At 64.3% G+C, this 14,257-nt stretch carries 16 protein-coding genes; 13 read left to right on the plus strand and 3 right to left on the minus strand.

Going from position 1 to position 14,257, the window contains the following annotated elements; translation table 11 throughout:
• Positions 1-174: 174 nt before the first annotated feature.
• Genes trbJ through U1739_RS15765 form a run of 7 tightly spaced genes read left to right on the plus strand, consistent with a single transcriptional unit; the run spans position 175 to position 5,827 of the window.
• The gene (trbJ, locus tag U1739_RS15735; protein WP_332709779.1) at positions 175-933 is read left to right on the plus strand and encodes a P-type conjugative transfer protein TrbJ; all 759 of its coding nucleotides are present in this window, start codon (positions 175-177) and stop codon (positions 931-933) included.
• A 1-nt stretch (position 934) separates the two neighbouring features.
• Positions 935-1,291: a putative entry exclusion protein TrbK-alt gene (gene trbK-alt, locus U1739_RS15740; protein WP_332709530.1), complete on the plus strand. Its 357-nt coding sequence runs from the start codon at positions 935-937 to the stop codon at positions 1,289-1,291.
• Between the two features lies 1 nt (position 1,292).
• Positions 1,293-2,699: a P-type conjugative transfer protein TrbL gene (trbL, locus tag U1739_RS15745; RefSeq protein ID WP_332709531.1), complete on the plus strand. Its 1,407-nt coding sequence runs from the start codon at positions 1,293-1,295 to the stop codon at positions 2,697-2,699.
• 5 nt (positions 2,700-2,704) lie between these two features.
• On the plus strand, positions 2,705-3,388 hold the full coding sequence (trbF, locus tag U1739_RS15750; RefSeq protein WP_332709532.1) for a conjugal transfer protein TrbF: 684 nt from the start codon (positions 2,705-2,707) through the stop codon (positions 3,386-3,388).
• On the plus strand, positions 3,385-4,392 hold the full coding sequence (trbG, locus tag U1739_RS15755) for a P-type conjugative transfer protein TrbG (RefSeq protein ID WP_332709533.1): 1,008 nt from the start codon (positions 3,385-3,387) through the stop codon (positions 4,390-4,392). The genes trbF and trbG overlap by 4 nt, the downstream gene beginning before the upstream one ends.
• Positions 4,389-5,603 (plus strand): TraB/TrbI/VirB10 family type IV secretion system protein, encoded by a 1,215-nt coding sequence (locus tag U1739_RS15760; protein WP_332709534.1) that lies wholly within the window; start codon positions 4,389-4,391, stop codon positions 5,601-5,603. The genes trbG and U1739_RS15760 overlap by 4 nt, the downstream gene beginning before the upstream one ends.
• Positions 5,600-5,827 carry a DUF2274 domain-containing protein gene (locus U1739_RS15765; RefSeq protein WP_332709535.1) on the plus strand — a complete coding sequence of 76 codons (228 nt, stop codon included), beginning with the start codon at positions 5,600-5,602 and terminating at the stop codon, positions 5,825-5,827. The genes U1739_RS15760 and U1739_RS15765 overlap by 4 nt, the downstream gene beginning before the upstream one ends.
• 234 nt (positions 5,828-6,061) lie before the next feature.
• On the opposite strand, the gene U1739_RS15770 is transcribed toward U1739_RS15765, so the two are convergent.
• Positions 6,062-6,247, minus strand: a complete 186-nt coding sequence (locus U1739_RS15770; protein ID WP_332709536.1) for a hypothetical protein — start codon at positions 6,245-6,247, stop codon at positions 6,062-6,064.
• 193 nt (positions 6,248-6,440) lie between these two features.
• Positions 6,441-6,740: a putative quinol monooxygenase gene (locus U1739_RS15775; RefSeq protein ID WP_332709537.1), complete on the minus strand. Its 300-nt coding sequence runs from the start codon at positions 6,738-6,740 to the stop codon at positions 6,441-6,443.
• Between the two features lie 120 nt (positions 6,741-6,860).
• On the opposite strand from U1739_RS15775, the gene U1739_RS15780 reads away from it, so the two are divergent.
• From U1739_RS15780 to U1739_RS15795, 4 genes are read left to right on the plus strand one after another with little or no spacing between them, the layout of a single operon-like run.
• Complete coding sequence (locus U1739_RS15780) at positions 6,861-8,150, plus strand: Hsp70 family protein (RefSeq protein WP_332709538.1); 1,290 nt, start codon at positions 6,861-6,863, stop codon at positions 8,148-8,150.
• Positions 8,151-8,154: 4 nt separating this feature from the next.
• On the plus strand, positions 8,155-9,279 hold the full coding sequence (locus U1739_RS15785; protein ID WP_332709539.1) for an 8-amino-7-oxononanoate synthase: 1,125 nt from the start codon (positions 8,155-8,157) through the stop codon (positions 9,277-9,279).
• Positions 9,276-9,902, plus strand: a complete 627-nt coding sequence (gene bioD, locus U1739_RS15790; protein ID WP_332709540.1) for a dethiobiotin synthase — start codon at positions 9,276-9,278, stop codon at positions 9,900-9,902. The genes U1739_RS15785 and bioD overlap by 4 nt, the downstream gene beginning before the upstream one ends.
• Positions 9,899-11,146, plus strand: a complete 1,248-nt coding sequence (locus U1739_RS15795) for an adenosylmethionine--8-amino-7-oxononanoate transaminase (RefSeq protein WP_332709541.1) — start codon at positions 9,899-9,901, stop codon at positions 11,144-11,146. Before bioD ends, U1739_RS15795 begins: the two co-directional genes overlap by 4 nt.
• On the opposite strand, the gene U1739_RS15800 is transcribed toward U1739_RS15795, so the two are convergent.
• Positions 11,143-12,405 (minus strand): NupC/NupG family nucleoside CNT transporter, encoded by a 1,263-nt coding sequence (locus U1739_RS15800; RefSeq protein WP_332709542.1) that lies wholly within the window; start codon positions 12,403-12,405, stop codon positions 11,143-11,145. The two genes, U1739_RS15795 and U1739_RS15800, sit on opposite strands and share 4 nt — an antisense overlap.
• Before the next feature lie 138 nt (positions 12,406-12,543).
• Here U1739_RS15800 and U1739_RS15805 point away from each other — a divergent pair, with 138 nt between their 5' ends.
• Together U1739_RS15805 and argB are read left to right on the plus strand one after the other, a co-directional pair.
• The gene (locus U1739_RS15805; protein WP_332709543.1) at positions 12,544-13,218 is read left to right on the plus strand and encodes a queuosine precursor transporter; all 675 of its coding nucleotides are present in this window, start codon (positions 12,544-12,546) and stop codon (positions 13,216-13,218) included.
• Between the two features lie 44 nt (positions 13,219-13,262).
• Positions 13,263-14,162: an acetylglutamate kinase gene (argB, locus tag U1739_RS15810; protein ID WP_332709544.1), complete on the plus strand. Its 900-nt coding sequence runs from the start codon at positions 13,263-13,265 to the stop codon at positions 14,160-14,162.
• The last annotated feature ends 95 nt before the right edge of the window (positions 14,163-14,257 follow it).

Below are 14,257 nucleotides of genomic sequence, written 5' to 3' on the forward strand. Positions count from 1 at the left end.
CGCTTCGATCGCTTTTCAAATCCAGCCATCCGGCTGCGGCTCGCTTGGGTCCACATCCCAAGCTTGAATCACGCCAGAGCCGCCGCATCAACACATTCTCAAACGGTCTCTAAGCGCCTGCGGCCTGGAGTGGGCAGCGGGTCTCCTGCCTTTCACGCACCCGGAGTGTTTATCATGACCAGATCGCCGCTTCGCCACTACGCGCTTTCCGGCGCCTCGGCCCTGCTGATCGCCTACGCTACGCCACCTGCGCACGCCCAGTTCGGCGGGATCGTCTACGACCCGACCAACTATGCGCAGAACGTGCTGACCGCGGCGCGCACGCTAGAGCAGATAAACAATCAGATCAGATCGCTGCAGAACGAAGCGGCCTCACTGATCAATGACGCGAAGAATTTGACCTCGCTGCCCACCTCCGCACTCGCCGAGTTCCGGGCGCAGATCCGTCAAACTCAGCACCTCCTCGGCAACGCGAAGCGTATCGCCTATTCTGTCCATTCGATCGATCAGGTTTTTACCGACCGGTATCGTGGCGCCTCCATGTCAGCGACAGACCAAGCTTTGGTCAAAAGCGCCCGCGCCCGCTGGGAAGACACGGTCGCCGGTTTCGAGGATGCCCTTAAGGTCCAGGCCGGCGTGGTCGGCAATATCGATGGTTCCCGCGACGCGATGGACCGGCTGATCGGTTCCAGCCAGTCGGCAGTGGGGGCCTTGCAGGTGGCACAGGCCGGGAACCAGCTCCTCGCTCTTCAGGCAAGACAGCTTGCGGACCTGACCGCCGTTGTGGCGGCCCAAGGCCGTGCCCAGGCGCTCGATGCCGCGCAACGCGCCGCCGCACAGGATCAGGCTCGTGAGCAGCTGCGTCGCTTTCTTGCACCCGGGACTGGCTACCGGCCGGTCCCGGTGCAGATGTTCCACCGCCGAGGCCAGTGAGGTGGACCTGCGGATTCCGGCTCGCATTGGTGCCTTTGCGTGTCTTGGTGTCGCGCTGGCAATGGGCCTGCTCGCCCTGCGCGAGGAACCTAGAACATCATCGCCACTGGACACCTTCTCGACCGTTCCTCCCGTCGACCCGCTCCAGGCAAAGCTTCGGCGCTGCCAGCTGGCCGGGCAGATGGCGGGCTCGGATCAGGGCTGCCTCGCGGCCTGGGCCGAGAATCGCCAGCGGTTCCTCGGACAGCAGCCAAGGCGACCAGAGGCGCCCGACCTACCCGGGGGGGGGGGCGACAAAATCTCCGAACCGGCGATCGTCGCGAACGAAGCCGTGGCTAACTTCCAGCAGGAGCAGTGACGTGGGCGGAACAGGCGTCGTCGATCGATTTCTCCAGGTCTTTACCTCCTACATCGATTCGGGGTTCGGCCTGCTTCAGGGTGAGGTCGCGTTCCTCGCGACTACGTTGATCGTGATCGACGTGACCCTTGCCGCGCTGTTCTGGACGTTCGGGGAGAGCGAAGACATCGTTGCGCGCCTCGTCAAAAAGACGCTTTTCGTCGGCGCGTTTGCCTACATCATCGGCAACTGGAACATGCTTGCGAGGATTGTCTTCGAGAGCTTTGCCGGCCTGGGCCTGAGGGCCTCGGGCACCGGATTTACAACGGCCGAATTGCTGCAGCCCGGCCGCGTCGCGCAGGTCGGCCTCGACGCCGGCCGCCCCATCCTCGACTCGATCTCCGGCCTGATGGGCTACATCAGCTTTTTCGAAAACTTCATCCAGATCATCGTGCTACTGTTCGCCTGGGCATTCGTCCTGCTCGCATTCTTCGTCTTGGCCGTGCAGCTGTTCGTGACGCTGATCGAATTCAAGCTGACCGTGCTGTGCGGGTTCGTGCTGATCCCATTCGGCCTGTTCGGGAAGACCGCGTTCATGGCCGAGCGGGTGCTTGGCAACGTAGTGTCTTCCGGCATCAAAGTTTTGGTGCTCGCCGTGATCGTTGGGATCGGCTCGACGCTCTTTTCAGAGTTCACCAATGCGATCGGCGGCGCGCAGCCGACGATTGAGGATGCCATGGCGATCGTGCTCGCCGCGCTGTGCCTGCTCGGCCTTGGAATTTTTGGGCCCGGCATTGCCAGCGGCATTGTCTCGGGCGGTCCGCAGCTCGGAGCAGGCGCAGCGGCAGGGACGGTACTCGCCGCTGGCGGTGTGATCGCGGCCGGCGCGACGGCTGGCAGTGGTGCCCTCGGGGCCGCTGGTGGTGCGCTGGCTGGCACGGCTCGGACCGTGGGCACCGCGGCCGGCGCCTATCACGCTGGCGCCGCCGGAAAATCGGGCATGTCCGGGGTCGCATCGGGCCTCGGCAATGTCGGCCGCAGCGCCGCCAACAGCGCTATATCGCCACTCCGACGCGATACCGTGGCGTCAGGCGGCAGGGCCGGTCGCGGTACTGCCGGGAGCCAGAGCGCCGATACCGATCGTGCTGGACCTGCTGCGGTCGCCGGGCCGGAAGTCAAAGGGGACTCGCCCGCTGTTACCGATGCCCAAAACGCAGACCGGGTCGGGCAAGACCGTGGGGGCACTGTCCCGCCGTTGCAGGCCAGGCCTGACGGGGGCGAAGTGCCACCAAGCGCGCGACCTGCCTGGGCCCAATCGATGCGTCGCAATCAGGCGATCGTCCACGGACTGAGCGCCGCCACTCACACGCTGCAAGGCGGCGACAGCCGCGGATCCGGAGCCTCCGTCACCGTGACCGACAAGGAGTGAAGAGTATGTTTCGACGATCGACCGTACGCTACGGCGTAAGCCCCGAACCCGAAACACCCTATCAGCGAGCCGGACAGGAATGGGATGACCGCATCGGCTCCGTGAGGGTTCAGGCCCGAAACTGGCGCCTCGCCTGCTTTGCCGCGCTCGCCCTGCTCGCCGGAACGATCGCCGGACTGGTTGGCATGGCCATGCGCGGCACGGTCACGCCGTGGATCGTCCAGGTCGACAAGATCGGGGAGGCGCACGCGGTAGCGCCAGCCGACGCCGATCATCATCCCAGCGACCCGCAGATCGCCTATCATCTAGCCCGCTTTATCGAGAATTTCCGGGGCATTCCCGCCGACCCGGTCGTGCTCCGTCAGAACTGGTTGCGCGCCTATGACTTCACCACCACCCGGGGAGCGCTCGCGCTCAACGACTTTGCGCGCAACAATGACCCGTTTGCCCAAGTGGGCAGGGTTCAGGTCGCCATCGACGTCTCGACCGTGATCCGTGCGTCCGACAACAGCTTTCGCATCTCATGGGCCGAACGGCGTTATCAGGACGGCAGCCTCGCTGCGACTGAACGATGGTCAGCGATCGCCACCGTGGTGATCCAGACGCCGCGCACTGCCGAGGCCCTCCGCAAAAACCCGCTTGGCGTGTTCGTCAACGCTCTCAACTGGTCGAAGGAGCTCGCGCAATGACCCCCAGCAGCACGGCGATCTTGCCAACTTTGGTCGCGCTTGCGGTGTGGCCGCTCGTTCTACCCGGTTCCTCGCATGCTCAAGGCCGCGAGGTGGGGTCGGACACCGCCCCCGCCACAGTTCCGGTCCTGGAACGGCCCAAGGCCATTGAGATCATCCGCATCCCCGAGCCATTGCCGCTTCCCGGACAGCTGAAGCGCATCTCGGCCCGGGCTTTGCCCCAGTTGATTGATCCAAAGGCCCTCGTCGGAAGCGCCAATGCCGCGGCACGCACGCAACCCGTTCGTGACGGTTTCCTCAACGCGATCCAGCTCTATCCCTGGGCTGAAGGCGCGCTCTACCAACTTTACGCCGCGCCTGGGCAGGTCACCGACATAGCGCTGCAGGAAGGCGAGCAGTTGGTGGGTCCCGGACCCGTTGCTGCCGGCGATACCGTTCGGTGGATCATCGGCGACACGGTCAGCGGATCCGGGCCATCGCAGCGCGTCCACCTCCTGATCAAGCCGACGAGGACCGGCCTCGTTACCAACCTTGTGATCAATACCGATCGACGTACCTATCATCTCGAGCTGCGTTCCACGCCTGACACGTACATGGCCTCGGTGTCCTGGACCTATCCTCAGAATGCGTTGATCGCTCGTGTTGGGCGCCGTCCCGATGACACGATGACCGCCCCAGTCATGCCAGCTATCGACTTCGATGCGCTCAATTTCCGCTATCGGATCGAAGGGGATCGCCCGGCCTGGCGTCCGCTCCGCGCATTTGATGATGGTCGACAGGTTTTGGTCGAGCTGCCGGCTAGCATCAGCCAGGGCGATCTTCCGCCGCTCTTCATCACCGGCGCCAAGGGCGAGGTGGAGCTCGCCAATTACCGCGTGCGCGGTCGCTATCTCGTGGTCGATCGCCTGTTCAGCAGCGCCGAACTTCGGCTCGGGGCGGGCAAGTCCGAGAAACACGTGCGGATCCAGCGGGACGATGCTCTCCCGTCTGAGAAGTCCAGATGACCGCCGCTGTTGAACCAGCCCCGATGGGGGCGGTTGATCTGCGGCTTCGCGGTGATCCACCTCACGTGATGCGCCTGTCACGCAAGGCCCTGTCCGTCGCCGGGCTGATCGCGACTGTCGGCATTGGCGGCGTGCTGGTCTATGCCCTGCAGCCCTCGGCTCCGAAAGGTCGCACCGAGCTCTACCAGACCAACAATCCGACAGCCTCCGACAGTCTGGCCGGGGCGCCCAAGGACTATACTCAGGTGCCCAGGCTCGGTCCGCCGTTGCCGGGCGATCTCGGCCGGCCGATCCTGTCGGCGCAACAGCGCGGTGTCGGCGTTACGCCGCCCCAAGTCGAAACATCCTCTTCGGCTCCGGTTGCACCAGCGGCAGACGCGGTTCAGTCGGGGCGCGAGCGAGTACGCCAGGAGCGCGATGCCGCGCGCGTCAGCAAGGTATTTGTCGGTGTGACGAGCGCGGCCGCGACAACCGGCATGGTTTCCAATCTACCGTCTCAGGCGAGCGTGCCAGCCAATGCCGACGACACATCTGTGATGCCGCCCAATAACGGTGGTGCATCTGAGCCTACCAAGAGAACGTTCCTGAGCGTCTCTGCAGGCGGACCAACCGAGAGCGTTTATCGGGTGGTCCGGCCGAGTTCGCCCTACGTCGTCCAGGCAGGAAGCATCATTCCAGCCGCGTTGATCACCGGCATCCGTTCGGACCTCCCCGGCCCGATTACAGCGCAGGTAACGCAAAACATATACGACACCGTGACAGGCAGGCACCTCCTGATCCCGCAGGGGAGCCGGCTGATCGGCGAATACGACTCCCAGGTATCTGTCGGTCAGAACCGCGTGCTCCTCGTATGGGACCGGCTCATCATGCCGGATGGGCGATCGATCCAGCTCGACCGGCTCATCGGCGCTGATCCCGCGGGCTATTCCGGACTGCAAGACCGCGTAAACCAGCATTGGGGTGGGATGCTGCGTGCTGCGCTCGTGTCGACGCTGCTTGGTGTTGGTACCGAGGTAGGATCTAGTGGCGACGACGATCTCGTCCGCGCGTTGCGTCAAGGCACCGCCGAGTCAGTCGGGCGGACCGGTCAAGATCTCGTACGCCGTCAGATGGGCGTACGACCGACGCTGACAATACGGCCGGGATACCAGCTTCGCGTGATCGTGACGCGCGATATCGTAGTGGCGCCAGCGGAAGGAAGTGCAAAATGACGCTCAGGCTAGGGCCGATCGCCGACGACAAGCCGGTTAAGGTAACGATTGATCTGCCGTCAGACGTTTATCGGGATTTGGCCGTCTATTCGGAGGCGCATACGGCCGCCACGGGTCAACCTTCCTCAGGTCCCGCAAGACTGATCGTGCCGATGTTGATCCACTTCATGGCAAACGATCGTGGCTTCGCAACGGTCAAGCGAAAGCGCTTAAGGGACGGCTAGATCCCACTGTCGAGCTGCAACTGGGCCACCCTCTTAAGAATTGCGTGGCGGAACGCCTGAGCTGGCTGCGATTGCCGTATACAAACCTCGGGGGCCTGAAATGCGAAGCTGAAGACCGGAGGCGTCAATGAGCATGCATTCAGCTGCACTCGCTAGCGATGCATTCGTCAATAATGCCATACAGGAAGGCGTCGCCGCCGGCGTTCATCTTGTCCCGTTAGTTGTTCGTTAAGATCAGATAACGTGCCATTGGTCACACTCATCGCACAGCTTTTCGCCCTGCTCGACTGGTATACCGCATTGCGAACAGTGCTTGCCATCTTTTGAAAGTTCTCCGGCTGCTTTGAACTTTCCATATTCCGCGGCGACATGTGTTAGCGCCGTTGTCGGAAGCAGGAAGAGGGCTTTAAGCAAATTCATCTCATAGCTTCTCGGTCGGGGGTGCCGTCCAAACAATGGTCAGCCAGCAGCTCCACTACAGGTTTCTTAGGATACCGCCAAATCGGCCAGCCAGAACCGTAGGCTGCGGGTGCGGGCCAATCATAGGGGTGTTGCCCGTCAGCACCGATCACGCTTATGCTTGGCACGATGCCGCATCAGCGAGCGGATTGCCTTAGTCGGTAACATCTACCGGCTGCGTTACAATGATCACCGGGCGGGCGGCGGCAAGATCGCGCGCGGCCAGGCCGAACGCCTTGAAATGATCCGACGCCATATGCTGCTGTACCGCGGCGTCATCAACATACAATTCGTTGAATACATAGCGGCGTTGGCCATCGACTTCGCGCCACAGATCGTAGTGCAGCACGCCCGGCTCGGCGCGCGATGCGGCGACGCAGATCTGCGCGGCCGCGACGAACGCATCCTCCTGGCCCGGCTTCACCTCGACAAATGCGACAACCTTTACCGTCATGTCTCTCTCCACCGGGGCGACCGCCGCGCTCAGCCTCGCCTGAGGTTCGAGGCTAACACGGTCGGTATCAAGCTGCGACCCCTTTGCGGATCGCCGGCAGGCGTGTAGCGCCCAGCGCCCATGCATGACTCCGCTCCCTTTGCCATCGGTCTCGATTTCGGCACCACCAATTCGGTTTTGGCCAGGGCGCGCGACGACGTGTCCGATCTGGTCCTACTCGACACGCCTGCGGGGCAGGAAGCGGCGTTCCGCTCGGCTTTGTGCTTGTGGGAAGATGAGGATAGCAAAGGCGGCATTGCGGCCGAGGCGGGGCCGTGGGCGATCGCCGAATATCTCGATTTTCCGCAAGGCAGCCGCTTCCTCCAATCGTTCAAATCGGTCGCCGCCAGCGCCAGCTTCGAACATGCCACGATCTTCGAGCGGCGCTACCGTTTCGAGGATCTCGGCCAGCTGTTCCTCGACAAGCTCGGCGCGCGGGCCGGCGGCGCGATGCGCGGCGCCGCCCGCATCGTCGTCGGGCGGCCGGTCGAATATGCCGGGCACCGGCCCAACGAGGCGTTGGCACGGGAGCGCTATGACGCGATGTTCGGGGAACTCGGCGAGGTGCACTACGTCTACGAGCCCTTAGGCGCGGCGTTCAGCTACGCCTCGCGGATCAGCGACCCGGCAACGATCCTGGTGGCCGATTTCGGCGGCGGGACGAGCGATTTCTCGGTGGTCAGGATCGAGGCACCAGGCGCGGCGCGACGTTGCCTCCCGCTGGGCCATGCCGGCATCGGCATTGCCGGCGACCGCTTCGATGCCCGCATCGTCGATCATTTGGTCATGCCGTTGCTCGGCGCAGGCGGCCTGTACCGCTCGTTCGGCAAGGAATTGGAGATCCCGCGCGGCTATTTCGCCGATTTCTCGGATTGGTCGCGACTTGCCTTGATGCGCAACCGTCGGACCATCGCCGAACTGGAAAAGTTGCGCCGCTCGGCGCTCGACCCGGACGCGATCGGCCGGATGATCGCGGTAATCGAGGAAGAATTGGGCTTTGCCTTGTACGAGGCGGTCGGGCGGGTGAAGCGCGACTTGTCGCTGGCCGAGCAGGCCAGTTTCAGCTTTGCCGGCGCCGGACTGTCGATCGAGGCCGAGGTAACGCGCGCGCAGTTTGAGGGGTGGATCGCACCGGATATTGCGCGGATCGAACAGGCGATCGATCGGGCGTTGGCGATGGCGGCGGTGGAGGCCGGTCGGATCGACCGCATCTTCCTGACTGGCGGCTCGTCGCTGATTCCGCGCGTGCGACGCATGTTCGTCGAGCGCTTCGGCGACGAGCGGATCGCCACTGGCGGCGAATTGACTTCGATCGCGCATGGTCTGGCGCTGATCGGACTACAGGACGATGTCGCCGCTTGGGCGGCATGAGGAGATGAGCTGGTTCGAAGCTCAGCGCGCCGATCTGCAGAGTCTCGAGACACAGTCTCGCTTGCGGCGGCTGCAGCCGAGGACGGGCGTCGATTTCAGCTCGAACGACTATCTCGGCCTGGCACAGGCGCCGCGATTGCGCGCAGCGGTTGGCGCGGCGCTGGCGCGGGGCGTGGGTGTGGGATCGGGCGGGTCGCGGCTGCTGCGCGGCAACGATCCGGAGCACGAAGCGCTGGAAGCGGAAGCAGCGACCTTCTTCGGTAGCGAGACGGCGTTGTTCTTCTCCACCGGCTATGCCGCCAATGCCGCGCTGCTGGCGACCTTGCCGCAACGCGGCGATCTGATCGTGCATGATACGCTGGTCCATGCCAGCGCGCATGAAGGCATGCGCCTCGCGCGCGCCGAGCGGGCCGCTGTGTCGCATAACGATGTCGATGCCGTCGCCGATGCGATCAACGCGTGGCGGGCGGGTGGCGCGACCGGGCAGGCATGGATCGCGGTCGAGAGTCTGTACAGCATGGATGGCGACCGAGCGCCGCTCGGCGATCTGCTCGCGCTGGCTGACCGGTTGGGGGCGATGCTGCTGATCGACGAGGCGCATGCCACCGGCGTGTTCGGCGCGCGCGGGCGTGGCTTGGCTGATGGGCTGGACGGGCGCGACAACGTCATTACGTTGCGTACCTGTGGCAAGGCGCTGGGTTGCGAGGGTGCGTTGCTGTGCGGTCCGGCGGTGGTGCGCGATATGCTGATCAATCGCGGCCGGGCGTTCATCTTCTCGACGGCACCGTCGCCGCTGATCGCCGCCGCAGTACGCGAAAGCTTGCACATCCTGGCCGACGAGCCCGAGCGACGCAGCGCACTCGCCGGGCTTATCGATCACGCCGCGCGCGTGCTGGCCCCACAGGGCGTGGTGGCGACGGGATCGCAGATCATGCCGCTGGTGCTGGGCGAGGATGCGCGAACAATGCGGGTCTCAGCGGCGCTGCAGGCGGCCGGGTTCGACGTGCGCGGGGTGCGCCCGCCGACTGTGCCGGCGGGAACGTCCCGGTTGCGCATTTCGCTGACGTTGAACGTTGGCACGGCCGAGATTGACGCGCTTGGCATGGCACTCGAGGAGGCTTTGCGATGAACGGACCGGCGATCGTCGTGACGGGCACCGATACCGAGATCGGCAAGACCGTATTCGCCGCCGCGCTCACCGCTGCAATGGGGGCATTCTACTGGAAGCCGGTCCAGGCCGGGCTCGACGATGGCAGTGATGCCGAACGCGTCGCGGCGCTCGCCAGGGCGCCGGCCGACCGCATCCTGCCCGAAGCCTATCGCCTGACCACGCCATGCTCGCCGCACCGCGCCGCGGCGATCGATGGCGTGATGATCGATCCGGCCCGACTCGACCCGCCCGCCTTGCGGCCACTGGTAATCGAAGGGGCGGGCGGGGCGCTGGTGCCGGTGACGCCGGACCTGCTGTTCGCCGACCTTTTTGCTGGCTGGCAGCTTCCCGTCGTGATCGTCGCGCGCACCGGGCTTGGCACGATCAACCATAGCCTGCTGACGATCGAGGCTCTGCGCGCGCGGGACGTGCCGATCCTTGGGATCGCGTTCATCGGCGACGCGGTAGAGGATAGCGAAGCGACCATTGCGCGGCTCGGGCGGATCCGCCGGCTCGGTCGCCTACCCTTGCTGGATCCGCTGAGCGGCGAGGCGCTGGCGCAGGCGTTCGGAGCCAATTTCGATCTGGAAGATTTCCGATGAGCTCGATCTGGCATCCCTTTACGCAGCATGGGTTGGGCGAGCCGATCCCGCTTGTCACACATGCCGAAGGAGCCGCCCTGTTCACCCAGGATGGTCGCCGCATCATCGATGGCATCTCCTCCTGGTGGGTGACGACGCACGGTCACAACCATCCGCGCATCGTCCATGCAATCGCCGAGCAGGCGCAGCGGCTCGACCAGATCATCTTCGCCGGCTGGACCCACGAACCGGCCGAGACGCTTGCGGCCGGGCTGCGCGCGGTCATGCCAGCGGCGCTGACCCGCATATTCTTTTCCGATTCGGGGTCGACCAGTGTCGAGGTCGCGCTGAAGATGGCGCTCGGCTTCTGGGTCAATCGCGGTGAGGGGCGGCATCGCATCCTGGTGCTAGAGCATAGCTATCATGGCGACACGATCGGCGCGATGTCGGTCGGCGCGCGGGGTGTGTTCAATAAGGCCTATGCCCCGCTGCTGTTCGATGTCGGCACGATCCCGTTTCCCGCCGCCGGCGCTGAGCAGGCAACGCTCGACGCGCTGGAGGCCGCGTGTCGCGAGCATCCGGCGGCGTTCATCGTCGAGCCGCTGATCCTGGGGGCAGGCGGAATGCTGATCTATCCGCCGTACATCCTGGCCGAGATGCGCGCGATATGCGCACGATACCACGTGCTGTTCATCGCCGATGAAGTGATGACCGCCTGGGGCCGTACCGGCACGCTGCTGGCATGCGAACAGGCTAGGGTGGTGCCGGATATCCTGTGCCTGTCGAAGGGGCTGACGGGCGGCGCGGTTCCGCTTGCCGTGACGATGGCACAAGAAGAAATATATGAGGCGCATCTGTCCGACGATCGGGCGCGGATGTTCTTCCATTCGTCGAGCTACACAGCAAATCCGATCGCCTGCGCTGCGGCTAACGCCAATCTGGCGATCTGGCGCGATGAGCCAGTGCGGGAACGGATCGCTGTGCTGGCTGAGCTTCAGGAGCATCAGCTGGGCAAGCTCGCAGCAATTCCCGGCGTCGGACAGGCGCGGGCCATTGGCACGATCGCAGCGCTCGATGTCGCTGATTCCGCTGGCGGATATCTCTCGCAGTTCGGCCCGCGCCTGCTCGCCAATTTCCGCGAGCGCAATCTGCTGCTGCGCCCGCTCGGCAACACGATCTACGTCATGCCGCCATATTGCATCGGCGAGCACGATCTTGACCTGATTTACGACGGCATTGCCGACGCGATCACAGGGCTGCGTTAGCCGATCAGCAATCCCGCCAGTGCCGCCGACATCAGATTGGCCAGGCTGCCTGCCGCCAGCGCGCGCAGACCGAGCTTGGCGATCATCGGGCGCTGGTTAGGTGCGAGGCTGCCGGTGACCGCCATCTGGATCGCAATCGAACTGAAATTCGCGAAGCCGCACAATGCGAAGGTGATTACCGCGATGGTGCGTGGGCTGAGGCCGGTCTGCGTGCCGAGCGAGATATAGGCAACGAATTCGTTGAGCACGATCTTCTGCCCGAACAGGCCGCCAGCGATGCCCGCCTCGTTCCACGGCACGTTGAGCAAGAACATGATCGGCGCGAAGACATAGCCAAGCAGCCCCTGAAAGCTGAGCGTAGGATAGCCGAACCACGCGCCGATGCCGCCGAGCAGCCCGTTGGCCAAGGCGACCAGGGCCACGAACGCCAGCACCATCGCGCCGACCGCCACCGCCAGCTTGACGCCGGTTTGCGCACCTTGTGCGGCGGCCATGATGAGGTTGGCCGGTTTTTCCTCGTCATGCGTCGCCTGAGGCAGCGGTTCGCCGGCGCTGTTGTCGGGCAGGTCGCCGAGCGCTAGCTCGCCTTCGGGCGCGCCGAGGCGATCGGGCATCATGATCTTGGCCATCAGGATTCCGCCCGGGGCGGCCATGAAGCTGGCGGCGAGCAGATAATCGATGCGGATGCCCATCGACGCATAAGCGGCGAGGATCGTGCCGGCGACACCGGCCATGCCGCTGGTCATCACGGTGAACAATTGCGGCGGGGTAAGTCCGGCGAGATAGGGGCGGATGACCAGTGGCGATTCGCTCTGCCCGACGAAGATATTCGCCGCCGCGCACAGGGATTCGACCTTCGAGACGCCGATGACCCATTCGATCGCCCCGCCGACCCAGCGCACGACGAGCTGCATGATGCCGAGATAATAGAGGATCGAGACCAGGCTGGCGAAGAAGATGATGACCGGCAGGGCGGCAATGGCGAAGCTTTGCCCGCCGATCTCAGGCGTGGCGAGCTTGCCGAACAGGAATTCCGTGCCCTTTTGCGAATAGCCGAGCAGATTGGCGACCCCGCCCGACATTTCGCCGAGGATCATCTTACCCGCGCTGGAATAGAGAACGAGAACGGCGATGCCGACCTGCAGCGCAAAGGCCGCACCGACCACGCGCAGGCGGATTGCGCGGCGGTCGCTCGACAATAGCACGGCAATGCCAAGGATCACCGCAATGCCCGCAATACCGATCAAGAACCTGTTCATTGCGTGCCCGTCACCCCTGGATTTCGGCCAGCTTCACCCAGTTTTGCGCAGATGCGCAAGATAATTGCGGCATGGGCCGAACGATCTTGCACCCCGGACCCGATTGACGCGGGGGCGAAAGGCGGTAGCGTCGCGGCGATGAACCAGACGCCACCGGCCTTTCCACGCTCGCTTTTCTTCTTTTCGATCTTCTACGGCGGCATGGTGTGCATCGCCGGCGTGCTCGGCAACAAGCAGGTGTCGCTCGGGCCGCTATCAGCACTTGGGCCGATGTTCGGGCTCGGGCCGCTGGCGGTTGAGGCCGGCATCTTCGCCTTCCTGCTGCTCGTCATCGTATCGAGCGCGGTAGCCGAACTGCACGGGCCAAAGGCAGCGAACACGCTGGTCCGGATCGGCTTCGTGCCCTTGATCGTATCGATCATCTTATCGTGGATCGTGCATTTCCTGCCCGCCTCCCCCGATATGCAGCCGGCCAATCGCGACGCGATCCAGCTCGTGCTGGGTGCTACATGGCGCATCTGGTTCGGCGGCATTGTCGCCTACGGTATCTCGCAGACGCTCAATGTGACGATCTTTGCGGCACTCAAGGGACGCGAAGGCGGGCAGCTGCTGTGGTTCCGCGCGGCGATTGCCAGCGTGCTGAGCCAGGTGGTCGATACCTTGCTGTTCGCCACGATCGCGTTTTACGGCGTGTTCCCGATCGGCGAGCTGATCGCCGGGCAGATGCTGGCCAAGATCGCGCTGTCGCTGATCTTGGTGCCGCCGTTAATCTATCTCGTCGTGGCGCTGGGGCGGCGATTGGATCGCACCTGATTTGCGCTATCGCGGAAATGACCGGGAAGGCTAAAGGGGCGCGCATGACCGATCACTCTCCCGCACCCGCTTTGCTTGCCAAGGCCGAAACGCTTGTCGAGGCGCTGCCCTATCTGCAGCGTTATGCCGGGGCGACGTTCGTGGTGAAATATGGCGGGCACGCCATGGGCAGCCCCGAATTGCAGCGCGATTTCGCCGAGGATGTCGTGTTGCTCAAGGCAGTCGGGATCAATCCGGTCGTCGTGCATGGCGGCGGGCCGCAGATCGGCGCGATGCTTAAGCGACTGGGCGTCGAATCGCGCTTTGTCGATGGCCTGCGCGTTACCGATGCCGAGACGGCGCAGATCGCCGAAATGGTGCTGGCGGGCAGCATCAACAAGGAAATCGTCGGCTGGATCGGACAGGCCGGCGGACGCGCGGTTGGCCTGTCGGGCAAGGATGCGGGGTTAGTCACTGCCGAAAAGGTCGCGCGCAGCACGCCGGACAAGTTGCAGGGCATCGAACGGCATGTCGATCTGGGGTTCGTCGGCGAGCCGGTCGGGGTCGACCGGCGCATTATCGACACGCTGTCGGCCGCCGGCATTATTCCAGTGATCGCGCCGATCGCGATCGGCGCTGACGGCCACACCTATAATATCAACGCCGACACGATGGCCGGCGCGATCGCCGCAGCCTTGGGTGCCTCACGTCTGTTCATGCTGACCGACGTGGTGGGCGTGCTCGACAAGCAAGGTGAATTGCTCACCGATCTCGATCCGGCGGCGATCGCCGAATTGCGCGCCGACGGCACGATCAGCGGCGGGATGATCCCCAAGCTCGAGACGTGCGTTAATGCGGTCGAAGCCGGCGTCGATGCGGCCGTGATCCTCGACGGGCGTGTGCCGCATGGCATGCTGCTCGAGATCTTTACCCGGCAAGGCGCGGGGACGCTGGTGCACCGGTAAGTGTTACCAAGGGGTGACGGATTCAAGTCGTTGTCGTAACGCGACTGTCGCGCTGCCTTCACACCACGATGCCATAGTTTGCTTCCGGACTTCGC

The sequence above is a fragment of the Parasphingomonas puruogangriensis genome, from assembly GCF_036663635.1.
In the GTDB taxonomy this organism is placed as follows: Bacteria; Pseudomonadota; Alphaproteobacteria; order Sphingomonadales; family Sphingomonadaceae; genus Sphingomonas.